Source organism: Methylobacterium sp. E-041, from assembly GCF_022829665.1.
Classification (GTDB): domain Bacteria; phylum Pseudomonadota; class Alphaproteobacteria; order Rhizobiales; family Beijerinckiaceae; genus Methylobacterium.
Window position 1 is genome coordinate 128357 of the sequence record NZ_JAKSYQ010000179.1, and the last position, 21223, is coordinate 149579.

28 protein-coding genes are annotated in these 21223 nt (G+C 71.5%); 13 read left to right on the plus strand and 15 right to left on the minus strand.

Translation table 11 applies throughout. The features are described 5' to 3' along the window. Positions 1-7: 7 nt before the first annotated feature. The 5 genes from MKK70_RS16095 to MKK70_RS16115 all read right to left on the minus strand — a co-directional run bounded on the left by MKK70_RS16095 (position 8) and on the right by MKK70_RS16115 (position 2786). Positions 8-502, minus strand: coding sequence for a DUF6894 family protein (locus MKK70_RS16095; protein ID WP_243933125.1), 495 nt, complete (start codon positions 500-502; stop codon positions 8-10). Positions 503-554: 52 nt separating this feature from the next. After that, positions 555-767, minus strand: coding sequence for a hypothetical protein (locus MKK70_RS16100; protein ID WP_147728746.1), 213 nt, complete (start codon positions 765-767; stop codon positions 555-557). Positions 768-966: 199 nt separating this feature from the next. Next, positions 967-1161, minus strand: a complete 195-nt coding sequence (locus MKK70_RS16105) for a hypothetical protein (RefSeq protein WP_147728747.1) — start codon at positions 1159-1161, stop codon at positions 967-969. A 61-nt stretch (positions 1162-1222) separates the two neighbouring features. Next, positions 1223-1855: an acyl-homoserine-lactone synthase gene (locus MKK70_RS16110; RefSeq protein ID WP_147841676.1), complete on the minus strand. Its 633-nt coding sequence runs from the start codon at positions 1853-1855 to the stop codon at positions 1223-1225. Positions 1856-2054: 199 nt separating this feature from the next. Further along, positions 2055-2786: a LuxR family transcriptional regulator gene (locus MKK70_RS16115; RefSeq protein ID WP_147728749.1), complete on the minus strand. Its 732-nt coding sequence runs from the start codon at positions 2784-2786 to the stop codon at positions 2055-2057. 175 nt (positions 2787-2961) lie between these two features. Here MKK70_RS16115 and MKK70_RS16120 point away from each other — a divergent pair, with 175 nt between their 5' ends. From MKK70_RS16120 to MKK70_RS16140, 5 genes are all read left to right on the plus strand, one after another. After that, positions 2962-3213: a hypothetical protein gene (locus MKK70_RS16120; RefSeq protein WP_147728750.1), complete on the plus strand. Its 252-nt coding sequence runs from the start codon at positions 2962-2964 to the stop codon at positions 3211-3213. Positions 3214-3316: 103 nt separating this feature from the next. Then, the gene (locus tag MKK70_RS16125) at positions 3317-4111 is read left to right on the plus strand and encodes a trypsin-like serine protease (RefSeq protein ID WP_243948861.1); all 795 of its coding nucleotides are present in this window, start codon (positions 3317-3319) and stop codon (positions 4109-4111) included. 127 nt (positions 4112-4238) lie between these two features. Next, entirely contained in the window at positions 4239-4490 is a 252-nt protein-coding gene (locus MKK70_RS16130) for a hypothetical protein (protein ID WP_147728751.1), read from the plus strand. A 105-nt stretch (positions 4491-4595) separates the two neighbouring features. Beyond that, positions 4596-4973 carry a phage holin family protein gene (locus tag MKK70_RS16135; RefSeq protein ID WP_243933123.1) on the plus strand — a complete coding sequence of 126 codons (378 nt, stop codon included), beginning with the start codon at positions 4596-4598 and terminating at the stop codon, positions 4971-4973. Between the two features lie 110 nt (positions 4974-5083). Continuing rightward, complete coding sequence (locus tag MKK70_RS16140) at positions 5084-5812, plus strand: spermidine synthase (RefSeq protein ID WP_243935906.1); 729 nt, start codon at positions 5084-5086, stop codon at positions 5810-5812. 29 nt (positions 5813-5841) lie between these two features. Here the strand turns inward: MKK70_RS16140 and MKK70_RS16145 are convergent, their stop codons facing one another. From MKK70_RS16145 to MKK70_RS16170, 6 genes are all read right to left on the minus strand, one after another. After that, positions 5842-6906 (minus strand): sensor histidine kinase, encoded by a 1065-nt coding sequence (locus MKK70_RS16145; RefSeq protein ID WP_147728928.1) that lies wholly within the window; start codon positions 6904-6906, stop codon positions 5842-5844. Then, on the minus strand, positions 6903-7337 hold the full coding sequence (locus MKK70_RS16150; RefSeq protein WP_147728927.1) for a response regulator: 435 nt from the start codon (positions 7335-7337) through the stop codon (positions 6903-6905). Before MKK70_RS16150 ends, MKK70_RS16145 begins: the two co-directional genes overlap by 4 nt. Before the next feature lie 14 nt (positions 7338-7351). After that, positions 7352-9235: an MHYT domain-containing protein gene (locus tag MKK70_RS16155; protein ID WP_243935904.1), complete on the minus strand. Its 1884-nt coding sequence runs from the start codon at positions 9233-9235 to the stop codon at positions 7352-7354. Positions 9236-9455: 220 nt separating this feature from the next. Next, positions 9456-9608 (minus strand): hypothetical protein, encoded by a 153-nt coding sequence (locus tag MKK70_RS16160; RefSeq protein WP_187274723.1) that lies wholly within the window; start codon positions 9606-9608, stop codon positions 9456-9458. Further along, positions 9602-9844, minus strand: coding sequence for a hypothetical protein (locus MKK70_RS16165; RefSeq protein ID WP_243933118.1), 243 nt, complete (start codon positions 9842-9844; stop codon positions 9602-9604). The genes MKK70_RS16160 and MKK70_RS16165 overlap by 7 nt, the downstream gene beginning before the upstream one ends. 171 nt (positions 9845-10015) lie before the next feature. Beyond that, positions 10016-10261, minus strand: coding sequence for a 3',5'-cyclic-nucleotide phosphodiesterase (locus MKK70_RS16170; protein WP_147729921.1), 246 nt, complete (start codon positions 10259-10261; stop codon positions 10016-10018). A gap of 184 nt (positions 10262-10445) precedes the next feature. On the opposite strand from MKK70_RS16170, the gene MKK70_RS16175 reads away from it, so the two are divergent. Continuing rightward, positions 10446-11516: a UV damage endonuclease UvsE gene (locus MKK70_RS16175; protein WP_243948863.1), complete on the plus strand. Its 1071-nt coding sequence runs from the start codon at positions 10446-10448 to the stop codon at positions 11514-11516. A 171-nt stretch (positions 11517-11687) separates the two neighbouring features. Next, positions 11688-11999, plus strand: a complete 312-nt coding sequence (locus tag MKK70_RS16180; RefSeq protein ID WP_147727288.1) for a hypothetical protein — start codon at positions 11688-11690, stop codon at positions 11997-11999. A 470-nt stretch (positions 12000-12469) separates the two neighbouring features. Here MKK70_RS16180 and MKK70_RS16185 read toward each other — a convergent pair whose 3' ends face one another. Continuing rightward, entirely contained in the window at positions 12470-13174 is a 705-nt protein-coding gene (locus MKK70_RS16185) for a hypothetical protein (RefSeq protein ID WP_243948865.1), read from the minus strand. A 356-nt stretch (positions 13175-13530) separates the two neighbouring features. Here MKK70_RS16185 and MKK70_RS16190 point away from each other — a divergent pair, with 356 nt between their 5' ends. Beyond that, entirely contained in the window at positions 13531-13809 is a 279-nt protein-coding gene (locus tag MKK70_RS16190; protein ID WP_243948880.1) for a hypothetical protein, read from the plus strand. A gap of 84 nt (positions 13810-13893) precedes the next feature. Here MKK70_RS16190 and MKK70_RS16195 read toward each other — a convergent pair whose 3' ends face one another. Beyond that, positions 13894-14124: a hypothetical protein gene (locus MKK70_RS16195; protein ID WP_147727289.1), complete on the minus strand. Its 231-nt coding sequence runs from the start codon at positions 14122-14124 to the stop codon at positions 13894-13896. A 217-nt stretch (positions 14125-14341) separates the two neighbouring features. Between MKK70_RS16195 and MKK70_RS16200 the strand changes: the two genes are divergently transcribed. Continuing rightward, positions 14342-14581: a hypothetical protein gene (locus tag MKK70_RS16200; protein WP_147727290.1), complete on the plus strand. Its 240-nt coding sequence runs from the start codon at positions 14342-14344 to the stop codon at positions 14579-14581. A 1366-nt stretch (positions 14582-15947) separates the two neighbouring features. Next, entirely contained in the window at positions 15948-16136 is a 189-nt protein-coding gene (locus MKK70_RS16205) for a hypothetical protein (protein ID WP_243948867.1), read from the plus strand. Here MKK70_RS16205 and MKK70_RS16210 read toward each other — a convergent pair. Beyond that, the gene (locus MKK70_RS16210) at positions 16133-17125 is read right to left on the minus strand and encodes a helix-turn-helix domain-containing protein (RefSeq protein ID WP_243948869.1); all 993 of its coding nucleotides are present in this window, start codon (positions 17123-17125) and stop codon (positions 16133-16135) included. The genes MKK70_RS16205 and MKK70_RS16210 overlap by 4 nt on opposite strands. 320 nt (positions 17126-17445) lie before the next feature. On the opposite strand from MKK70_RS16210, the gene MKK70_RS16215 reads away from it, so the two are divergent. From MKK70_RS16215 to MKK70_RS16225, 3 genes are all read left to right on the plus strand, one after another. Beyond that, positions 17446-17643, plus strand: a complete 198-nt coding sequence (locus MKK70_RS16215) for a hypothetical protein (RefSeq protein ID WP_147727292.1) — start codon at positions 17446-17448, stop codon at positions 17641-17643. Between the two features lie 584 nt (positions 17644-18227). After that, positions 18228-20192: an alpha/beta hydrolase domain-containing protein gene (locus MKK70_RS16220; RefSeq protein ID WP_243948870.1), complete on the plus strand. Its 1965-nt coding sequence runs from the start codon at positions 18228-18230 to the stop codon at positions 20190-20192. Positions 20193-20637: 445 nt separating this feature from the next. Beyond that, on the plus strand, positions 20638-20889 hold the full coding sequence (locus tag MKK70_RS16225) for a hypothetical protein (protein ID WP_147727295.1): 252 nt from the start codon (positions 20638-20640) through the stop codon (positions 20887-20889). Between the two features lie 27 nt (positions 20890-20916). Here the strand turns inward: MKK70_RS16225 and MKK70_RS16230 are convergent. Continuing rightward, the coding region (locus MKK70_RS16230; protein ID WP_243948873.1) for an SOS response-associated peptidase family protein at positions 20917-21223 on the minus strand (307 nt) is incomplete at its 5' end.

Sequence of the window (21223 nt, forward strand, 5' to 3'; positions counted from 1 at the left end):
GTCGCGATCAGCGGCCCGGATCGAGCTGCAGGGTGAAGCGCTGCCGCGGGTCGCGCCGGAACGACAGCAGGTCGGCCATCGCCGCGAGATGCGCACGCAGCCGCAGGGCCGCGGCGCCGATCCGCGGATGCGTCGACAGGGCCCGCATCCGAGCGGCGATGCCCGCGACTGCCGCGGCCGCCTTGCCGGAGACGGCGTCGGGCATCCGGCCCGCCGCGCGGCGCAGGTCGGCGCGCGGGCGCGCGGGCCCCGCCCGCTCGGGCGCCGCCACGGGCACGTAGAGCGCCTCGAAGAACGACAGGTCGAGGATGGACGCGCCGTCCGCGTCGGTGACCGCCATCACCGCGTTCAGCAGGCGCGGCTCGCCGCCGTGCTGGACGACGAGGCGGCGGATGATGGTGCGCGCCACCGCGCGCGCCTCGCCGGCGTCCCGGACGAGCTGCCCGGTGCGCTCCGGCAGGTAGGCGTCGTCGAGGCGGATGTTGAAGAACGCGTGGATCATGATCGAACGCCCCGTTCCTGGTTGGGTGGGCCGGCGGGCCCGTGCGACGGCGTCAAGCGGCCTGGGCGCCGGGGTCGACGGCGTCCACGGGCGCGGCGAGCCGCGGGTGGAAGGCGTCGGCCAGGCGCTCGAGGCGATGGGCCATGTCCCGCACCTCGTTGAGGGCGATGGACTTCTGGCCCTCCTTCACCGCGCGCGTGATGTCGCTGATCTGCGTCGTCGCGATGCGCTTCAGCTCGGTCGCGAGCTGGTCCTTGGTCATCATCGGCTTTCGGATCCCGAATGCTGGTCGCGGGACACCGTGGCGCGGCGTCCCTTACCGATCGGTTTCCCATCCCGGCGGGTCGTTGGATAAGCGGTGGACAAGTCGGCCGGCGACGGCGCGCACGACCGGCCGCGCAGCGCCGCCGACCCGTTCGGGTCGGCGGCGGGCGCGGCCGGCGTCGATTCCGTTCGCCGGCCGGTCAGGCCGTGCGGTGCTGCGGGTCGAGGCGCTCGGCGAGGCCGAAGCCGACCCGGACGAGGAGAGCCTCGAGGGTCGCCTTCATCTCCGGCGTGCCGGCCTCCTCGATCAGGCCGTGTGCCTCGATGCAGATCTCGGCGAGGCGCTCCATCGGGTTGTCGGGTTCGGTGGAAGCGGGAAGGGTCTGTCGTGTCATCGGTTCGTTCGCGGGTTGGCGTCGATCGGGGTCCGGCGGCATCGCGCCGGAACGGTTGGGGTCAGCTCGCCAGGCGCTGCGGCAGGGCGGGGCGCGCGGTCAGCACGGAGGCGGCGTCGTTGCGGGTCTCGCGCAGGCGCCGGAGCGTGCGCACGTCGAAGGCCGCGACCACGGCGAGGGTGTCCTCGCCGGCGATCCGGCAGGGCAGGCCGAGGGGGGTCACCCGGAAATGCAGCTGCACGAGGCGCAGCAGCCAGAGCGGGTTCATCTCGATAACGATCGACTCGATCCCGCTCTCGAGACCCCACTCGACGATGCCGGCCAGGAGCGCGCTTCCGACCGGGCTCAGGATGCGGCCGCGGTCGCGCACGTCGCGCTGCACGGCGTAGCGGGTCCACTCCCAGACCCGCGCGCTCCGGGGCGCGGGGACCTCGCAGAGCTCCGGCAGGACTTCGGTGAGCAGGTAGGGGCGGGTGGTCGGCAGCATGCGCTGGTAGCCGACGACGCGGTCGCCCTGCATCGCGAGCATGTGGACGGCGTGGCCGTCGTCGAACTGGTCGATCTCGCGTCCGTCGGGCTTGGCGAGGTCGTGCCAGCCCTTCTCCTCGACGAAGACTTGATGACGCAGGCGATAGGCCTGCTCCATGGCATCGCGGTAACGATCGATGTTCTCGGGCGTGACGATATGGATCAAAGCGGCCTCCATTGGATGGCCGTCAGTATCGTTTCTAAGTATTCGCCCGAAAGTACGCGTTCGCGTACCATTCTCGACTGCGAACCAGCGGAACTTGACTGGATCCGGTCAATCCGCGCGAGCATCCCCACGCGCACGCCCACGCCGGACGAAGCATGCTTTCGACGAAGCCGTCTTCGAGGTCGGAGGCGCGCGGCGCCTACTTGAGGAACCCGCGCCGGAATCCTTCCGCGACGGCGTGCGTCCGGCTCGCGGTCCCGAGCTTGGTCCGGATCGAGCGCAGGTGCTTCTCGGCGCCGTGCTCGGAGATCGACATCAGCTCGCCGATCTCCCACTCGGTCTTGCCGTCGGCGGCCCATTGCAGGGCCTCGCGCTCGCGCGGCGTCAGCCGGACCTCCGGCCGCGGCGGCCCTTCGCTCAGCACGATCGAGCGGCCGAAGGCGTAGCTCGCCACGAGCTGCAGCATGCCGCGCAGCTCCGGCGAGGGATCGAACCGCTCGGCCCCGAAGCTGAACCCCGCGACGCGCCCGTCGAGGGTGATCAGCGGCACCGTGAAGCCCTGGCGCAGGCGGAAGTCGCCGGCCTCCTCCATCACCCGCCGGGCGGCCGCGTCGGCGCGGTATTCCGGCTCGATGTCGGACCACCGGAACGCGGTCAGGTCCGTGGTCAGGCGCTGGATGGTCGGGTCGCGGAACAGGTGGCCGGCCTTGAAGTAGCGGTCGGTCCAGCCGGCCGGCGTGCTGTCGAGCAGGACGTGGGCCGCCTGGTCGCGCCGGCTGGTGCCGGGCATCGGGATGATGCCGGCGAACGTGCTCTCCACGCCGAGCTTGGACACGGCGGACAGCAGCGTGCGATTCAGATCGCCGACGGAGCCGGCCCGGTCGAACGCCTGGAACAGGCCGTAGGTGACGTCGATCGCCTTCGTGATCATGTGTTACGCAGCCGTTTCGCAGGAGCCGTCCGACGGAGCCGGCCGTCGTCTTCCGTACGCGAACTGGGTCGCCATCCCACCATGCGGCTGGACAGACACCATCCTGCCCTGTTTATAGGGGATTGAAAGTTTATTCTAGGTTGTATAACGAGGCGCATGACGTGAGGAGTCCGACGTGGACGACGGCCGGAACAACGGATCGGACCGATCCGAACGGGCGCGGATCCTGCTGGGGAAGATCGCGGAGCTCCTTCGTGTCGACACGGCGTTCTTCCTCTCGCCGCGTTCCGGCGCGCCGGGCTCCGACGCGGACCCCGCCGAGTTGCTGCGCCTGTTCCAATCGATCGGCGATCCGGACCTTCGGCGCTCGGTGATCGCCATGCTCAAGGACCTCGAGGCGAAGGACGATACGCGCCGCGACTCCTGAGAGCCGCAGGGCGGCGCGGCGGACCCCGCGTCCTCGCGCCCGATTGCCCTCCGGCGCGCCCGGATGATCTCTGGACGGCGTGTTCCACACCCCCGAGGCCCGCGTGTCCCGAATTTCGATCCCGTCCCGAGCGGGCATTCGCCCCGCCCTGCGTCACCTTGCCTCACGTCTCGTCGTTCCGCTTCTCGCGCTCGCTTCGGGGAGCGCGCCGGCCGCGGCGCTCGAGGGCGGTGCCGCGGGCCGGTCGGGCGATGCGCTCGCGCAGGCCACCGTCGGGCTCGGGACCGTGACCGCGCCCGAGGACGGCCTGCACCTCTCGCGCTGCACCGGCGTCCTGATCGCACCCGACCTGATCCTCACGGCGGCCCATTGCGTCAACGGCGATCCGCTCGGCTCGCTCGTGGTGTTCTTCCGCGGCAGCGAGCCGGTGAAGCCGGTCCGCACCGCCCGGGTGATCGCGCGCTACAGCCCGGATCCCGGTCAGATGACCTCGAACGTCGTCGACGTCGACCTGAACAGCCTCTCGCTCGACCTCGCCGTGCTGCGCCTCGCCGAGCCGGTGCGCGACCGCGTGCCGGTGCCGCTCGCCACCGACCCGAGCCGGGTGCCGAGGAGCCTGCGGGTCGCCGGGACCGGCGTGTCGGGCCGGGTGGTCGGCCGGCTGCGCACCGCGATCCTGACGCCCGTCGCCGCGTCGAGCACCGGGCTGACGATCGCCCGCGTGAACGGCGGCCGCGTCTGCTTCGGCGATTCCGGCGGCCCCGTGGTGGGGCAGGACCGGCGCGGCGTGTTCGTCTGGGGCGTGGCGAGCGCGGTGCTGTCGCGGCAGGCCCCGTGCGGGAGCCTCGTCGTGATCGCGCCGGCGGCGCAGGTCTTCACCAGCAGCGGGATGCGCTGACGCCGCGCCCCGGGGTTTTTCGCATCGTCCGATGCAACGCCGGGCCTGTGCCGATGTTGAACCGGCACAGCGTGCCTGCGTCGCCGTCGTGCCGAGTTCCGCCCATTCTCGATCGTGCGGGCTTCCCATGCTCTACGAACGCCTGCTCGACCTCGCCCCGGGGGCGCGGCTCGAACGCCGCCTCGCCGAGCGCGTCGCGGCCCGCCTGGTGATCGGGCTCCTCCTGAGCCTTCCCCTCTGCGCGGTTGCCGCGTTCCTCCTGGCCGCCGGTGCGATCCACGCCGTCCTGATGGGCGTCTGGGATGCGGGACGGATCGCGGGGCTGCTGATCCGGGACGCGTGCGAGCGCGCGCTCGCGCCGCCGATCACGCCGCGCTGACCGGCGGCCGCCGCCATCCGGGAACGCCCGGTCGCATCCGGGGTTGGTAGCCGCGCCGAACTGGTGCACCGCTCCCGGCCCCCTTCTGGACGACGGCACCGCTCGATGCAGGATCGCACCCCCGAGAGCACCTTCGCGCTGACCCTCGGGATCCTGCGCGAGAGCGGGCGCCTGGTCGGGCGGACCCTCGACCTTGCGCGGACCGAGATCGACGGCAACCTCCGGGCGCTGATCGGCCTGTTCGCGCTCCTGGGAACGATCCTCGTGCTGCTCGTCGCGGCGTTCTTCGTCTTCCTCGACGCGATGGTGAAGGCGCTCGCGGCGCTGATCGGCTCCGAGGTCGTGGCAGCTCTGATCGTCGCGAGCCCGTTCCTGGTCGCCGCCGGCCTGCTGGCGTCGTTCGGCCTGCGCCGCATCGCGCGCGCCACCCGGATCGAGCGCCCGAAGGCCCGCGGACGGGCCGCGCTCGCGGCCGGCGCCTGACGCGGCGCGCGCGCGGCGCGAGGCCCTGGATCACGCCCCTCGCGGCGCCCTCGAACCGCTGGTACAGGGGCGTTCCTGCAGCCACGCCGCCGGACGGCGGGAGGACATCCGTGACGTCTTGGGTCCATGTCGACACCGGTCTCGTGCCCGGCGAGAAGACCACCCTGCGCCTGATGCGGCAGGGCGACGCCTTCGCGATCACGGTCGGCAACCAGGACCTGATGCGCGACCGGCACTGCGAATCCGAGCGGGCGCTGGCGACCCTCGTCGCGGCGCGGCTTCGGGACCGGCCGAAGGCGCGCGTGCTGATCGGCGGCCTCGGCATGGGCTTCACCCTGCGCGCGGCGCTCGGCGCCTTCGGGCCGGAGGCGGAGATCGTCGTCGCAGAGCTCGTGCCCGCAGTGGTGGCGTGGGCGCGCGGGCCCCTGGCGCACCTGTTCGACGGCAGCCTCGACGATCCCCGGCTGGCCCTGCACGAGGCGGACGTGAACCGCCTGATCCAGTCCGGCCCGGCGGCGTTCGACGCGATCCTGCTCGACGTCGACAACGGCCCCGAGGGCATGGTCCGGGGCGAGAACAACCGCCTGTACGACGGCTGGGGCCTGAAGCGCGCCCATTACGCCCTGCGCCCGGGCGGCATCCTAGGCGTCTGGTCCGGCCGGCCGGACCGCAAGTTCAAGGCGCGGCTCGCCCGCTCGGGCTTCTCCGTCGAGGAGGTCCGGGTGCGCTCGCGTGCCAGCGGGGAGGGGCCGCGGAACGTCCTGTGGCTCGCCACCCGGACGGGGCCGGCGGCGGCGCCCCCCGTCCGCGCCGATGCCGTCCCGACCCCGGCCGCCTAGAGGATCCGATCCGCGCGAAAACGGGGCCGTCAGGCCCGGAACGACAGCACGGCCCGGGTGCCGATGCGGTCGGGCACGTAGCACAGGCCCGAGCGCAGGTTCGTCGCCATCGCCCGGATGATGCGCGAGCCGAGGCCCGTGCCACGCGGCCGTCCCTCGCCCGTCCAGCCGATCCCGTCATCCTCGACGGCGAGCTCGAGGGTGTCCTCGGCTCGGCGCCGGAGCTCGACCCGGATCTCGCCGGCCGCATTCACCGGGTAGGCGTACTTGTAGGCGTTGGTCACCAGCTCGGTCACGACCACCCCGACGGAGACCGCCTTGTCGGTGGCCAGCCGCACCGGGTCGGCGCTCAGCCGGATGGCGTGATCGCGCCCCGAGGCCCGCATCGCCGCCTGCAGCTCCTCGACGAGGCTGGCGAGATAGGCGTCGAGCTCGACCGCCTCGACGTCGTCGGAGGTGTAGAGGCGGCGGTGGATGCCGGCGATGGCCGAGATCCGCGCCTGCATCTCCTCGAGCGCCGCCTTCGCGGCCGGGTCCGAGACGGCGCTGGTCTGCATGTGCGTCAGCGCCGCCACCAGGGCGAGGGAGTTGGCGACCCGGTGGTTGACCTCGCGCAGCAGCATCACGGCGTGGTCGCGCGCCGCGCGGACCTCCGCCTCGGCGCGCTCCTTGTCGCGGCGCAGGGCCTCCTGGCGCAGGGCGGTGTCGACAGCGCCGCCGAGCAGCTCGCGGAACTGGCCCTGCACGTCCTTCCAGACGTAGTCGACCGCGCCGGCCTTCAGCGCGGCGACGGCGACCCGGCTGTCCTCGGAGCCGGTGACGTAGACCACCGGCGGCGCGTCGGGCAGGGCGCGGATCGCCGGAAGCACGTCGAGCCCGGTCTGCCCGGGCATGTGGTGGTCGAGGGCGACGACGTCGATCCCGCCCCGCGCCAGCCGCTCCAGCCCGGCATCGCCGCTGGCGGCGAGCTCGACCACGTAGCCGCGCGCGCCGAGCGCGCGCTGGACCAGGCGCGCGAGCCCGGGGTCGTCGTCGATGTAGAGGATGCGGGCCGTGCCGGCCGGGTCGGCCGCGGCGGGGGGAGGGCCGGTCATGGATTCTCGGGCACCTGGATCACCGAGAAGAACAGGCCGAGCTGGCGGATGGCGTTCGCGAAGCCTTCGTAGTTGACCGGCTTGGTGATGTAGACGTTGGCGCCGAGATCGTAGCAGCGCTGCACCTCGCGGCTGTCGTCGGTGGTGGTCAGGACCACGACCGGCGAGCGCTTGGTGTGCGGGTTGGCCTTCACCTTCTCCAGGATGTCGATCCCGGTCATGTCCGGCAGGTTGAGGTCGAGCAGGATCAGCAGGTGGCGCCGGGCGCTGGCCTCGCCCGAGCCGTCCGGCCCGAGCAGGAAGGCCAGGGCCGAGGTGCCGTCGCGGAAGGGGATGATCTCGTTGTTCACGCCGGCGCGGCGGATGTTCCGCTCGATCAGCCGGGCGTGGCCGTCGTCGTCCTCGATCATCACGATGCTGACGGCGTTCATGGCGGCCTCCAGGGTCATTCCGCGGCCAGCGTCGTCGGGGCGCCGTGTGCCTCACGACCTGTAGCGGCCTCGCGCGGCAGCGTCACCTCGAAGGTGGTGCCCGCGCCCAGCGCCGAGGCGAGGTCGATGCGTCCGCCGAGCGACCGCACCAGCGCCTTGACGTGCGCGAGCCCGATCCCCTCGCCCGGCCGGTCCTGGACCCCGGAGCGGCGGAACAGCTCGAACACGCGGGCGTGGTCGCGCGGGGCGATGCCGCGGCCGTTGTCGGCGACGGCGATGCGCACGCGGTTGCCGCCCACCGACCGTGCGGTGATCGTGATCCGCCCGGGCCGGGCCGGGTCGAGGTACTTCACCGCGTTGTCGATCAGGTTGCCGAGGACCTGCTCGACCGCCAGCCGGTCCGCGACGATGGTCGGCAGGTCGGGGGCGACCTCCACCGTCGCGCCGGCGGTCTCGATCTGGTGGCGCTGCGCGTCGACGAGCGACCGCAGGAGGCGCGTCAGGTCGAGGGGTTCGGGCGCGAAGCTGCGCCGCCCCTCGCGCGAGAGCTTCAGGATGGCGGCGATCAGCCCCTCCATCCGGGTCACGGCGGCCCGGATGAAGCCCAGCGCCTCGCCGAGATCGGCGTCGATCCGCTCGGCCTCCGGGTGGTCCCCCAGCGCCCGGCGGATCTCGGGGCGGGCCTCCTCCAGCTCGGAGGTGAAGCCCATGACGTTGACCAGCGGCGAGCGCAGGTCGTGGCTGACGATGTAGGCGTAGCGCTGGAGCTCCTCGTTCGATTCCCGCAGCTCGCCTTCGGCCTCGCGCTGCTCGGTGATGTCGGTGTGCACGCCGACCCACTCGGTGATCGCGCCGCGGTCGTCGAGGACCGGCACGGCGCGGATCGCGAAGTGACGCCAGTTGCCGTCGCGGGCGCGGACCCGGTGCTCGTGCACGAAGGGCCGGCGCGCGGCCACCGTCGCGTTCCAGGCCGCGATGCTCGGCTGCACGTCGTCGGGGTGCACGGCGCTCGCCCAGCCGAAGCCGGCATAGGCCTCGGGCGCCTGGCCCGTCAGCGCCGCCCAGCCGGGCTGCTCGCCGACCATCCGGCCGGCGGCGTCGTTGGTCCAGAGCACGCCGCGCACCGCCTGGACGGCGGCGCGGAACCGCGCTTCGCTGGCCTGCAGATCACGCTGGACCCGCTGCTGGTCGACGGACGAGGCCAGCATGGCGAGGAACAGGATCAGGAAGGTCGCGCCGCCGACCGAGAGGGCGAGGTTCTGCTGGCCCGCGCCGACGCCGCCGGCATGGGCGGCGTGGGCGCCGGCGGCCTCCGCCGTGAACGTCGCCGCCGCCATCCCGGTGTAGTGCATCCCGGCGACCGCGAGGCCCATCACGAATGCGGCGGACAGCTTCTGCCAGACGCCGTGCCGGCGCAAGGTCAGCCACAAGGCGGCCGTCGCGGCGGTGACGGCGATCGCCACCGAGAGCGCGACCACGGGCCAGCTGTAGGCGAGATTGCCGGGCACCCGCATCGCCGCCATGCCGGTATAGTGCATGCCCGCGACGCCGACCCCCATCAGCGGACCGCCGACGAGGACCTCGCGCGGGCCCGCACCCGGACGGCTGATCAGGACGAAGGCCGCGCCGGTGGCGCCGACCGCGATCAGCAGGGAGGCGAGGGTGAGCGTGAGATCGTAGGCGGCCGGCATGCCCATCTCGAAGGCGAGCATGCCGACGAAGTGCATCGACCAGATGCCGCCGCCCATCGCCAGGGCGGCCCCGGCGACCCAGGCCCAGCGCGGACCGCGGGCGGCGCCGCGCATCCGCCCGGCGAGGTCGAGGGCGGTGTAGGAGGCGAACACCGCGATCGCCAGGGACAGGGCGACGAGGGCGGGATTGTAGCCGGTATGGACCATGGCGCGACCGGTGACGGGGACATTCGCGCGAGGCGGGTCGCGGCCGTCGCCGCACGGCTCGGGTCGGCCAGCGCGCTCGCGGCTCGCGCGACCTTAGTGGGCTTTGGCCCGAAGGGAATCCCGGTTTGGCGAAAGAGCACCTCGCGTGCGGACGACTTTCGCTGCGGGGGTGCCGGGGACCGCCCGCCGCGACGGCCGCCGGCGGGCTTCCGCGCGTCGGTCAGGCCAGGAGCAACTGGATCAGCAGGTCCGAGACGAGGACGAGAAGGACGCTCGCGGCGATGTAGGCCGGCATCCGGCTCGTGCGCCCGCGCAACCCGAGCGGCGACGCCGCGAGCTCGTCCGCATCGTCGAGGCGGCCGAGCCTCAGCACGACGCCGACGGCCGGGTGTCGGGCGGGGGGACGCGGTCGGCGGCGCGCGGGTCCGCCTGGGAGATCTCGCGGAGCAGGTCATCGCGCTGCGCGTCGATCAGGTCGGGCAGGATGTCGTCGTCGCTGTCGTCGATCGCCGCGATCAGGCGGAAGCCCGATCCGACGCGCTCGAACGCGACCCGGACCTCGCGCTGCGCATACGGGTCGTGCGGGTCGAGGCAGAGATGCTCGGGCATGGTTTCGGGACACGATGCCGTCGGCGCGGCGAGGGCGCCCGCTTAGGCGGACACCGTGACGGCCGGATGACGCAGGACCCGCACCCCGGCCGCCGGACACCCGCGACGGGGCGCCCTCACGGGTCCCGGGGCAGCCCGGCTCGGCGTGCCCGAACTCGACCGGACCTGCCCTTACTTGCCGCCGGAGCCCGCGTAGGCGTCGATCGCCCGGCGGCAGTTCTCCGTCAGCGCGCCGCGGTTCTTCTTGAAGCACGCATCCATCGCCGGATCGTCCGGATCGATGTCGCCGCAGAGCTTCAGCGCGTCCCCGGTGCAGTACTTCTTCAGGTCCGCGTTGCCGCGCGTGGACGTGGGCGCGGCGAGAGCCGGGACGGCCGCGAGGGCGAGGACGAAGGCGAGCGGGGCGACGCGCATCATGGCTTCCAGCTGAGAGGATGTGGCGGGTCGCGGACCTGTTCGGGTCGACGAACCGTGCAGGGAACGCCGGACCGCGCGAAACGGCTCCGTCTTCCCCGGCCAGGAGCCTGCGGCATCGACCCTCCCTGCGGCGGCCGCGCGTCGACGGCGTGGGACGAAACCGGGCGCACGGCGTTCTCGACCCATGATCGATGATGCGCCCCGCCTCGGATTCTGCTGCAAGTTCGTGCTCACGCCGCCGCCGGAGGGCTTCAAGACCCTGAAGGCCGCCCGGGAGGCGGCGCTTCAGATGAACCTCACCAACGCGACCATGGCCTCGCTGACGGCGCTGGCTCCGGCGGCGCGGCGCGCGAAGATCGAGAATCTGGTCCGCCACAACCTCGGGGCGCTGGAGCGCCAGATCGCCTGGGTCGCCGGGCGGCCGCCGATCGCGCGCCTGCTGCGCATGGCGAGCAACGTCCTGCCGGGCTACACCCATCCCGTGGCGCGCGACATCTACGCCGAGCCCGAGATGCGCCGCCTCGTGGAGGCAGGCCTCGCCCGCTGCGGCGCGGCGGCGCGTGCGGCCGGCATACGCCTCAGCTTCCATCCCGGCCCGTTCTGCGTGATCGCCTCGCGCAACCCGGCGGCGTCCGAGAACGGCATCGCCGAGTTCGAGTATCACGCCGAGCTGATGGCGCTGCTGGGCTACGGCGGCGGCTGGCACCCGCACGGGGCCCACATCAACATCCATGTCGGCGCCCGCGACCCCGGCACCGACGGCTTCCGCGCCGCCCTGCCGCGCCTGTCGCAGACGGCGCGCGACCTCATCACCGTCGAGAACGACGAGAACGCCTTCGGGCTCGACGCGGTGCTGGCGCTCGCCGACAGCGTGCCGGTGGTGCTCGACCTGCATCATCACTGGGTCGAGAGCCGCGGCGAGTACATCGCGCCGGAGGATCCGCGGGTCGAGCGCGTGCGCGCGTCCTGGCGCGGGGTGCGGCCGCTCGCCCATGTCAGCGTCTCGCGCGAGACGGTGCTGCCGGAGCACGACCGCGACGCGCTGCCCGACTTCGCCGCGCTGACCGAGGCCGGGCATTCCTGGCGCGACCTCGCCGCCCACTCGGACATGATGTGGAACAGGGCCCTGAACGCCCTGGTCGGGCGCCACATGGAATGGGCGGATTTCGAGATCGAGGCGAAGTCCAAGAACCTGGCCTCCGACGCCCTCGCGGCGGAATTCCGCGACGGGGGAGCCAGCGCATTCCCTTCCTAGCCGCACAGGCGTACCGGTTGCCGGGCGGCATCGGGCGGCCGATCGAAGGTCGTCCGTTCGAGACCGTGGCCGCGTACGAGGCGATGCCCTGTTCGAAGCGATGGGCTGTTCGCAGCGAAGCCCTGCGTTTGAAGCGATGCCTGCGCCGCCGGCAGGCCGACGGGATACCCCATGAAGGATCTGAGCCCGGAGGACGCGCAGGCCGTCGACAGGTTGGCGTTCCACCTGCTGCGCGAGGCCTATTGCGACCTCGCCGGCGTGATGATGACCGCAAACGCCGCGGCCGCGCGGACGGTGCTGAGCACCATCGAGCAGCGCCTCACCGACACCCTCGGCCGCTTCCATTCCGAGACCGCCGAGGGCGCCGCCTCGACGGCGATCGTGATCGCGGTCGGCGACAAGATCGGCGACGTGATGGACGAGGCGCAGAACCGGAACGCCGCCCCGTCGGCCCGGAAGCGGACCGCCGACCTGAGACGCTGACGCGGCGTGCCGGGACCGGGCCCGGCGCCGCGTCCGTTCCCGCCTCGCCGCGAGGGCCTTGCCGCCAGGGCCTTGCCGCCAGGGCCTTGCCGCGGGGATGGACGGTGCGTCCGCGAGGCGCGACGGCCCGGTCCCCCGCGGAATCCGCTGACGCTCCGGCCGTCGCCCGTGCTCCGACCGGGGGCCGGGAGAGCACGGCGGGGGGCGCAAAAAGGCCCGGCGCGGAAGTCTCCGGCCGGGCCAAGGTGATCTCGGGCCTCCTGCGTGAACGAGTCAGGACCGGCCGTCATCCTCCAGATGGGGGATCGAGTTTCCGGCACCTGGCGTCCGGACCCTCGCGGAGGTTCCGCACCCCGGCGTGCCGGCGGCTTCACGCATGACGACCCTCGCAGCGGCCGACCCGAGCGATCGTCATCAACGGAGAGGGCGCGGGTCCCGGCCATCGACCCGATCCCAGCCGGGGGCCTGCGTCACCGCGGATGATCGTCCGCCGCTTTCGGCTCCGCCCGCTCCAGGGCGACGCGCGCGGCATGGAACCACCACAGCGGCATGTCGCGGTTCATCCCAGCCAGATCCGAGACCCAGCCCTCCTTCGGCATCGTGTCGGCGCGATCCGCGAACAGCCGCAGGGCGGTCTCGACCCGTTCACGCTGGGCGCGCTCGAGAATGGCCATGCGCTCGGCTGCGTTCCGCTCCGCGGTGAGCTTCACCAGGCGCTGGGTGGCCAGATCGTCCGCGTCGAAGGCGAATTGCTGCCAGAAGGTCTCCGCTTCCCGCGCGACGTCGCGCTCGCGCTGCATCAGGGGCAGGGCCGCCTCCGCAGCGGCCTGGGCGGCCGCGGAGGCCCGGGCGCGCTCGAGCATCCGGTTGTTGGCTTCCAGCAGTTCGCGCTCGCGCTCCGGCCCCATGCGCTGGCGGCGCAGGACGTTCACCTCCTCCTCGACCATCCGGCGTTCCTCGCCCTGGCGCGCCAACAGGGCGAGCAACCCGGCGATGGGGCCGCTCAAGAGGGCATCGGCGCGCCCGAGATAGCGCGCGCGCAGCCCGGGATGCTCGCGGTCCAGACGATCGCCGATCCAGGGCGGCGCACCGGCGATCTCCGCACTGTCGTGCTCGTAGAGGGTGCAGGCCATCGCGTCGCGCAGGCTGGCCGGCGTCGGATCGGTCATGGTCATGCGGATCTTTCGGCATGGAATGGGGACGCGCGGGAAACGCGGTCGTCGCGCACGCGGATCGCGGCCTGCATGACGGCGATCCCGACATGGTGGCCGATATCGACGGGGAGCAGGCCGCCCGTCGTGCCGATCGGCCGGCATCGGGCGATCGGGAAGGCGGATCGGCGCCGATGTGCGAGACGAGGCCGGGCGAAGCGTCGCGCGGGGCCGACCGGATGGTTGGTGCTCCCGCAGCCGCACCGTGCTCTGGCAGCCACACTCGGCATCGACGTTCGCCGACACGGACAAGCTGCCACACTCTGTCCCAAGCGATCACCCAAATCTCTGCGCATCCAGCGAGGCAAGGCGAGGTCGCGATGAGCACGAACGAACAGGCAAACGCAGGCGCCGTCGTGCCCTTTCCCGCCCGGATCTCTGCCGCGGTCGCGGACGCGGACACCGCCTCGATCATCGCCGTGCTGCAGGACCAGCTCGTCCTGGCTCGCGAAGGCAAGCTGCGATCGGTCGCCGTCGTGTCCGTGTCCGCAGATGGCGAGGCGGTCGGCACGCAGTGGTCGTGCAAGGGGGCCGACATCACCGGCCTGATCGGGAAGTTGACCGTCCTGACGCACGACCTGATGGCAGCGAGGAAATAGCTGCGCCCGTCCGCCGAGCCGCGATCCGTGAAAACCCGAACCGACCTGTGAGAACCGCGTCCTTCGGCGCTTTTCCGGCCAAGCTCAGGCCTCGGCAGCCTCTCCCGACGCGCCGGTCTCCGGCGGCTTCGGAGCCGGCGCTTCGGCGATGTCCCGATACCAGCGCCAACGGGCTTTGCTGACGCGGCGCCGCTGGCCGGTCGCGTCGACGAAGTCGCCCGCGACGACCGCGTCGGGATCGGCTTTCACAAGACGGCAATACGTGCGCGCCATCTGAATGGCGTCGACCTGATCGAGCAGCGGTTTCCGGGTCACGACAGCATCCCCATCGCAAAAGACACGTCCCTGCCATACTGGGCTAAGTTTTCGTCAACGAACCGCCTCTATCTGCAACGATACGGAGGCCGTCGGGCGACGAGGCGAATCCAAAGCCGCGCCGGCCCTGTCCAGCGATCCTCTTCCTCTTCATCACGATGACTCGGATCACGGCCATGCGGCCGCCGGCCGAGTTCGACAGTCAGGATTGGCGTCCGTGAACTTCACCGTCACCGCTCGCATATCGGCACAACGGTTTTCGCATCACTACAACTCGATGCTGGACGCTCTGGAGCAAGGCCTATCGCTGCAGGCCTCGGGCCTGGCCGACGTCCGGATCGTCGACGGCAATGGTCACGCCCGCACCCCTGCCGCGATCTATCAACTCCTGTTCGGAGCCAAGGACACCGTCGCCCCGACCGGCGGGGAAACCGCCGTCCTCGCCCTGGCGGCCTGACACTCCCTCGGCCTGAACGGCGTCGCGGTGGCGGTCCTCGCCGTGGGAGGTCTCGCACCCGTGTTCGCCCGGAGGCCGCCGGGCCCGGTCGATCCGTCCGTCGCCGTCGGCACAGGGGAGACGTCCCGCGTTTGCCTGGCGGTCGGCACCGGCCCATATTCGGCGGCACGCAGCCTCCTGAAGGGGTTCCGGTGATGGACCCGCACAATTACCTCCTGATCGCGTGGGCCGTCGGCGCGTTGGCGCTCGGTCTTGGAACCGCTTGGCTCGCGCGCCGGGCGCCCTGAGCGTCACCCGGAGAGCAACAGGCTCGGGTCTGGCGCCCGAACCGAGCACGAACGCCGGATCGTCGGCGCGACGATGCGGCACCGGCCGGCGCGTCACGCGTCATAGGACCACCGATGCCCCGCCGGCTCGAAGTCGCCCTCGTCTGTCGGCCGCCGCGATGCCGGAACGGCGGGCATAGCCGCCGCGATCACCCCGGGCGTCGACCCAGCGCAGGATCGTCGCCAGCAGGAGGCGGTCGGCGACGCAGGGGTCATTCGGAGCGCCGCCCCCGTCCATGTCGTCGGGCGGCCTCCATGCTCGGGCGGCGAACTTGCCGATCCCGTCCGAAGGCTCGGCGGCTCGAGGCCGTTGCGACCTCACCCGCTCTGCCGCCTCGCCGCGGCCGACCCGCGATCGCCGTCGAAAGGTCACGTGCGGGACGGCAACCCCGTGCGCCCGTCGCCGCCCTCGACGCCGATCATGGCGCGACACGTCCGGCCGGACCGGGCCGGCTCCCGGGGGCCGACCGCCTGCCGGCGGCCGCACGTCCGGGTGAGACGCAGATACACGTCGTAGAGGTCGGCGTGGTCGCCGAACCGCTGCCGGAGGCGCGCCAGGTCGTAGGTGCCGCGCCGGTTGCACGGCGGGCACGCGACGACGAGCCGGCCACCCCGGAGATCGCACAGGCGCTCCCTCAGCCGGTTTTCGCGATCGGCAACGCACCCACCGGCATCGCCGCCATCGGCGGCCCGGGGCGGCCAGGATCGCGCTGGCCGATCGGAGCGCGCGGGCTGGCTTTCGAGGACATGGAGCCGTTCCCGCCGCTGTGCGCGATGGCGCGGCCGCCGGTCCGGTCGCGCGGACCTGTCCCCGCACCTCCGGGCTCGATGCGGAGCGCCGGGCGAAGCGATGAACGAGACCAAGGTTTTGGAAAGGTGATGGCTCCCCGAGCCGGTCTCAAACAACTCTTTATCATCGAGACTGTTTGCCCCGCACCTGGGGGGAGGGGGGTCATTGAGGCGGAAGGGTTATTTTCGGCGGCCCCCGCACCGACATCGCCTTGGTAGCGTCCGCTCCCGCCTGCCACGACGATCACCCCATGCGCGACCCGACCGTCAGCCTGTTCCGGTTCGCGAGCGGGCACACGGTGGACCCGGCCGCCGCGGTAAAGGACCATGAGCCATCGCGGAAGGCGGTCGCCGAGCCCGGCGCATCCGGGAATTTTCGGCGCGGCATGGTGCGAACCGCGATCCTGCTGGCGCGGCCGACGGCCCCGCGAGCGACTTAGCCGAGCGCTCGCATCCATGTTGCTGCAGCCGGTGAACTAGGGAATTCTAGCTCTCCAGATGTTTTGCGTGACGCGCGGTAGTCCCGAGGGCTCTGGCCGTAAGCCTCCCGGAAGGTTCGGCTGAAGTGGCTGAAATTACCGAACCCGTAGGCTTCACTGATCACGCCGATATTTCGGCCCTCATGCGGATCATCCAAAGCCGCCCTCACGGCAGCGAGACGTTGCTGCATCAGATAGCGGGCTACCCCGCCTTCAGGTTCGAACAGGTGGTACAATCGGGTCCGAGACAAACCGACAGCCGATGCGATCTGCTCGACCGTCAGCGCCTTGGCAAGGTTGCTGCGGATGTACCGTTTCGAGGCGGACAATCGGGTCATGCTTGCCGGGGCACTTGCCATCGCCTGCCGATCCCGGTCGGGCCGGGCTATGGCTGCAAGCAAGTGGAGCGTGGCCTGCGCAATGTCGAGCGCCTGGTCCGTCCCTATCGTGTGCCGATGCGCGACCAAGCCGCGGAGATGTTCAGCAAGCAGGCAGGCCGTTGGACCAGCGAGGATCGCCCCATGCAGCGTTTCTTCGTTAGGAAGCAGGCGAGCGACGCTGTCGCGCGCGAGGCTCACGATTAGTGAGTTTGTTTCGCGAACTCGGCTGCGTCGATAAGGCTGCGACAGGTCGTTGAGCGTGAAAGCGCCGGGCGGAACTTTTTGGGTGCCGTGATCCGACTCGATCGCGTAGGTGTGCTGGCTCAGCAGCAGGGTGAACCGCTCCTGGCCATCCTGCCTGATCTTAGATCGCGTGCGGCCTGTCCTTTGAGGCGAGGCGTTCATGACGTGCAGCAGGACCGGACCGATCTGTGTGGTGTCGATGCGAGCAGAGAAGCCGTGCGGGTCCGCATCCAGATCGTGAGCGCTGAACAAGGTCCGCCACGCGTCGAAGCGATCGCGCTCAGGCAAGTCATCGGTCGAGAACGAAGAATGCCGAACAACGCTCATGACGCTGCTTCTTTTCCTCGAGGAGATCGCCTCTCGCGAGGGAGGCGGGCCGCAGGTCTACTCGCCCTGAGATCCAATGAAGCGCTGTTCAGGGAGTAGGGCGAGCATCGGCGTACTCGATTTGCAGGTCGCTTTCCATCTTCTGGTTGAGCGTCTGAATACTGCGTCGAGACCTCGCACGCCCTGCAGCGTGTGACGATCGTCATCGCCCGACGCGCCCTCAGATTGCAGCACCCGCCGCCACGGCTTTGTCCCGCTCTACTCGATCGAGTCGGGCTTCCTCGGGATGCTCGCGGCCGAGAGGGGTACGCGAGGCTGGCGTGAGTAGCCTCATCGGCTCCCGCACGCAGCCCGACAGCGACTGCGACCTCATCGCCCGCGATGCGGATCGCTACCGCGTCGGCCGGATCCGGCGCGAGCACGGCAACCTGCAGCGGGGGGCGTTCTTCCCGAAGGGGGTCCAAGGCTGCGCCTGGCACAGCTGGCTGCGGGTCGAGAGCAAGGGACGAGGCGACTGAGCGCCTGCATGTCGCGTGGCGCGCGTGAATGGCGATCGACGAGGCGGGTACGGCAGGGCCGAACGCCGCGTTGTGCCGCCCGGCCCGCGCCTCCACCCCGCCGGCCGTACCATCGTGCGGCATGATCCGGATTATCGAGCGAGCCCTTGCGGAGCCCCCAGCCGATCGATCGGAGCGCCTGGAGACAATTCAGCAGCCATCCTTGCAGCCATCCTGGCAGCGTTCCCGGACGCGACGATCGAGATCGTCCCGGGCCCGCTCGACGACGACCACGCGGTGGAGGTTCGGCGTCCGCTCTCGCATCTCGACGCGTCGCAGGCCGTCCGGAAGCGCCGGGGCGACTTCAGTCCCGTCGGCAGCGCGGCCGAGCCGTAGCCGTCAGATGCCCGGAACGCCCGCTCATCGTGGTTTGCGGGGTGCGATGGCGCGTTGCGGACCGTCGTCGCCCCAAGCCCGAGGACGATACCGCACCTGACAGGTCGGCGGGGGCGACATCTGTCGCGGAGCCATCCCTCTCGACGCTCACGCCTCCATGTGATTGCTGATGGTACCGGCCTTCGTAGAGCCGGACCTCGGGAGTGACCATGCGAACCAGTGGCGTCATCATCGCCGTGCTCGGCTGCGCCCTGGGCGTCGCGCCTGCGCAATCCCGCATCGTGGGCATCGATATCACGACGGTCGAGCCTTTCGCCGACGGGGTCGCGTTCGGTGCGGCCGGCGCCTACGAGCGCGTCATCGGCACGGCGCGCGGCGAGCTGGACCCGGCGGACCCGGCCAATGCCGGCATCGTCGACATCGCGCTCGCGCCCCGCAACGCGCGCGGCATGGTCGCGTACCAGACCGACCTGTTCATGCTGCGCCCGAAGGATCCGGCCCGCGGCAGCGGCACGCTGCTGTTCGAGGTGCTGAACCGCGGCCGCAAGTTCCTGTTCAACTGGGTGCTCGACGCGCCGGCCCAGGCGGCCCAGGCCGTCAACGATCCGCGCACCGCCACCGACGCCGGCACCGGCCTCGTCCTGCGCCGCGGCGACACGGTCGTCTGGTCGGGCTGGGAGGCGGACGCGCTGCGCCAGCAGGGCGGCATGGCCATCGACGTTCCGGTCGCCGGCCGCAACGGCACGCCGATCGTCGAGACGGTGCGCGACGAGCTCGTCAGCGCGACGCGCGGGCCGCCCGAGGCCCCGTTCTACCTCACCTTCAAGACCGCCGGCCCGGACAAGGCCGACGCGCAGCTCACCGTTCGCCGGCGCGAGGGCGATCCGCCTCGCCCGGTCCCGGCCGAAGCCTGGCACTACGCCACGCCGCGACAGCTGGAGTTGCTGCCCAAGGGTACCAAGCCCCTGCCGGGATCGCTCTACGAGTTCACCTACCCGGCCACCGAACCGAAGGTGCTCGGCATCGGCTTCGCCGCGACGCGGGACGTGGTGGCTTATCTGCGCGGTGGCGCCGCCGACGGCGCGAACCCGGCCGGCGGCACCATCCGCCATGCCGTCGCTCTCGGCATCTCGCAGAGCGGGCGCTACCTGCGCGACTTCGTCTACCAGGGCTTCAACCGCGACGAAGCCGGCCGCCGCGTCTTCGACGGCATGCTCTCGCACATCGCGGGCGTCGGCGGCATCTTCCTCAACGCCCGGTTCGGGCAGCCCTCCCGCACCAACACGCAGCACGAGGATCACCTCTATCCCGAGAACGCCTTTCCGTTCTCGACCGCACGGCAGCACGATCCGGTCACTGGCCGAACCGGCGCGCTGCTGCGCGGCGACGGCTTCGATCCGCTCCTGATCGAGGTGAACACCGGGACCGAGTACTGGCAGAAGGGCGCCTCGATGCTCACGACGGATCCGCTCGGCCGGACCGACGTGGCGCTGCCCGGGACGTCGCGCGCCTTCCTGGTCTCCAGCGGCTTTCACTACGGGCGCGCCGGTCTGACCTCGACCAAGGGGGCGTGCGCGAACCTGCGCAGCACCCTGAACCCGGCGCCGGCCCTGCGGGCGCTGCTGGTCGCGCTCGAGGAATGGGTGACCGCGGGCAAGGCCCCGCCGGACAGCCGTGTCCCGCGGTTGTCGGACGGCACGCTGGTGGACGCCGCCGAGATCGGCTTTCCGTTCCTGGTCGGCATCCCGGTCCCGACGACGCCGAACGCGATCGCGCGGTTCGGCACCTACGTCGATCCCCGCCCCGAGACCGGGCCGCAGTACCGCCCGCTGGTGCCGCGGGTCGACGCGGACGGCAACGACGTGGCGGGCATCCGCCTACCCGCCGTCGCAGCCCCCCGCGCGACCTTCACCGGCTGGAACCTGTATGCCGACCCGTTCCCGGCCGGCGCCCTGTGTGATCGTGAGGGCAGCGAGATCCCCTTCGCACGCACACGGGCCGAACGGACGGCCGCCGGCGACCCCCGCCCGTCCCTGGAGGAGCGCTACGCCGAGCCGGACGCCTACGTCGCGGCCGTCGCGAAGTCGGTCGATGCTCTCGTCTCGGATCGCCTGCTGCTGCGCGAGGACGGAGACCGGCTGATCGCGGCGGCACGCCAAGGAGCGACCCCCTAGCCGAAACTGGCAGGTCGAAGAGAAAGCTGGGCCACCGCTCGCGCGGTCTCGCTCCATGGAGAGTTCATGCGCGCACGTCTCACCGGCGCTGCTCTGTTCGTCCTCGCGGCGGCCGGCGCCTCGGCTCAACCCTACGACGATCGGCGCCCTCCGCCTCCATAGGATGAGGATTACGACGGGCCGCCGCCACACCGCTACCGACCGCCCCCGCCGGACTTCGATGACGACAGGCCGCTGCCTCCGCCGCGTCGGCGGGGGCCGCCTCCGCCGGATGACGACGACGATGACGGCCCGCCCCCGCCGCCTCGGTCACGCGCCTACTGAAGTTCACGAACACGCTCCCTCTCGCGTAGGGCCCGTTCGCTTTTTGTGCTGGCTGTGGCGTGGCTGTAGCAGCCACAGCGGAGCCCTTCGGTTACCGTGAGGCATCCTTTAGGTGCTTCACATGCTCACGTTGACCTCGATCATCACCCGCAGCGTCCTCGCTGTCGCGACCGTGGGCGGCCTTGCGATCCTGGCCGACGGCGCGGTGCGATCTCAGCTCGAGCGGGCTGTGCGGAGCAATCTGAACGTCGTCGGGCGTGCTCCGGCGCCGATGCGGGTTGCCCGGGTGGATGAGCGCTACGTCGCGAAGGGGCTCGATCGGGGTCGGCTTGGCGCCACCATGCGAATGGTTGGCACCGACGACGCGCAGTAAGCGCATCACGCACCGTCGATCCGGGGCCTAAGTCCCATCGCTCCGCTTGCCGCGGGCGACCTCGCGCATGGCCTCGTCCGGCAGCGGCCGCTGAAGCTGCAATGCCTCCTCCACCGGCGCCTCCAGCCACGTGCGCCACTCCTCCGGCGTGGTCAGCAGCGCCGGCATCGCCTTCGGATGCACCGGCCCGACGACGCCGTTCGCCTCCGTCGTGAGGAAGGCGTAGAGCCGGTGTTCCTCCTCGACGGGCTCGTCGCGCTTCGGGCCGCGCACGCCCGTCCACGGTCGCCAGATCCCGGCGAAGGCGAACAGCGGCCGGTCCTCGTCGAGCGCG

Bases quoted from the DNA above. Each gene is read 5' to 3' on its own strand.
- MKK70_RS16095 (WP_243933125.1), bottom strand. From the start codon at position 502: ATGATCCACGCGTTCTTCAACATCCGCCTCGACGACGCCTACCTGCCG.
- MKK70_RS16100 (WP_147728746.1), bottom strand. From the start codon at position 767: ATGATGACCAAGGACCAGCTCGCGACCGAGCTGAAGCGCATCGCGACG.
- MKK70_RS16105 (WP_147728747.1), bottom strand. From the start codon at position 1,161: ATGACACGACAGACCCTTCCCGCTTCCACCGAACCCGACAACCCGATG.
- MKK70_RS16115 (WP_147728749.1), bottom strand. From the start codon at position 2,786: ATGATCACGAAGGCGATCGACGTCACCTACGGCCTGTTCCAGGCGTTC.
- MKK70_RS16130 (WP_147728751.1), top strand. From the start codon at position 4,239: ATGCTCTACGAACGCCTGCTCGACCTCGCCCCGGGGGCGCGGCTCGAA.
- MKK70_RS16135 (WP_243933123.1), top strand. From the start codon at position 4,596: ATGCAGGATCGCACCCCCGAGAGCACCTTCGCGCTGACCCTCGGGATC.
- MKK70_RS16145 (WP_147728928.1), bottom strand. From the start codon at position 6,906: ATGACCGGCCCTCCCCCCGCCGCGGCCGACCCGGCCGGCACGGCCCGC.
- MKK70_RS16150 (WP_147728927.1), bottom strand. From the start codon at position 7,337: ATGAACGCCGTCAGCATCGTGATGATCGAGGACGACGACGGCCACGCC.
- MKK70_RS16155 (WP_243935904.1), bottom strand. From the start codon at position 9,235: ATGGTCCATACCGGCTACAATCCCGCCCTCGTCGCCCTGTCCCTGGCG.
- MKK70_RS16165 (WP_243933118.1), bottom strand. From the start codon at position 9,844: ATGCCCGAGCATCTCTGCCTCGACCCGCACGACCCGTATGCGCAGCGC.
- MKK70_RS16170 (WP_147729921.1), bottom strand. From the start codon at position 10,261: ATGATGCGCGTCGCCCCGCTCGCCTTCGTCCTCGCCCTCGCGGCCGTC.
- MKK70_RS16175 (WP_243948863.1), top strand. From the start codon at position 10,446: ATGATCGATGATGCGCCCCGCCTCGGATTCTGCTGCAAGTTCGTGCTC.
- MKK70_RS16180 (WP_147727288.1), top strand. From the start codon at position 11,688: ATGAAGGATCTGAGCCCGGAGGACGCGCAGGCCGTCGACAGGTTGGCG.
- MKK70_RS16185 (WP_243948865.1), bottom strand. From the start codon at position 13,174: ATGACCATGACCGATCCGACGCCGGCCAGCCTGCGCGACGCGATGGCC.
- MKK70_RS16190 (WP_243948880.1), top strand. From the start codon at position 13,531: ATGAGCACGAACGAACAGGCAAACGCAGGCGCCGTCGTGCCCTTTCCC.
- MKK70_RS16205 (WP_243948867.1), top strand. From the start codon at position 15,948: ATGCGCGACCCGACCGTCAGCCTGTTCCGGTTCGCGAGCGGGCACACG.
- MKK70_RS16210 (WP_243948869.1), bottom strand. From the start codon at position 17,125: ATGAGCGTTGTTCGGCATTCTTCGTTCTCGACCGATGACTTGCCTGAG.
- MKK70_RS16220 (WP_243948870.1), top strand. From the start codon at position 18,228: ATGCGAACCAGTGGCGTCATCATCGCCGTGCTCGGCTGCGCCCTGGGC.
- MKK70_RS16225 (WP_147727295.1), top strand. From the start codon at position 20,638: ATGCTCACGTTGACCTCGATCATCACCCGCAGCGTCCTCGCTGTCGCG.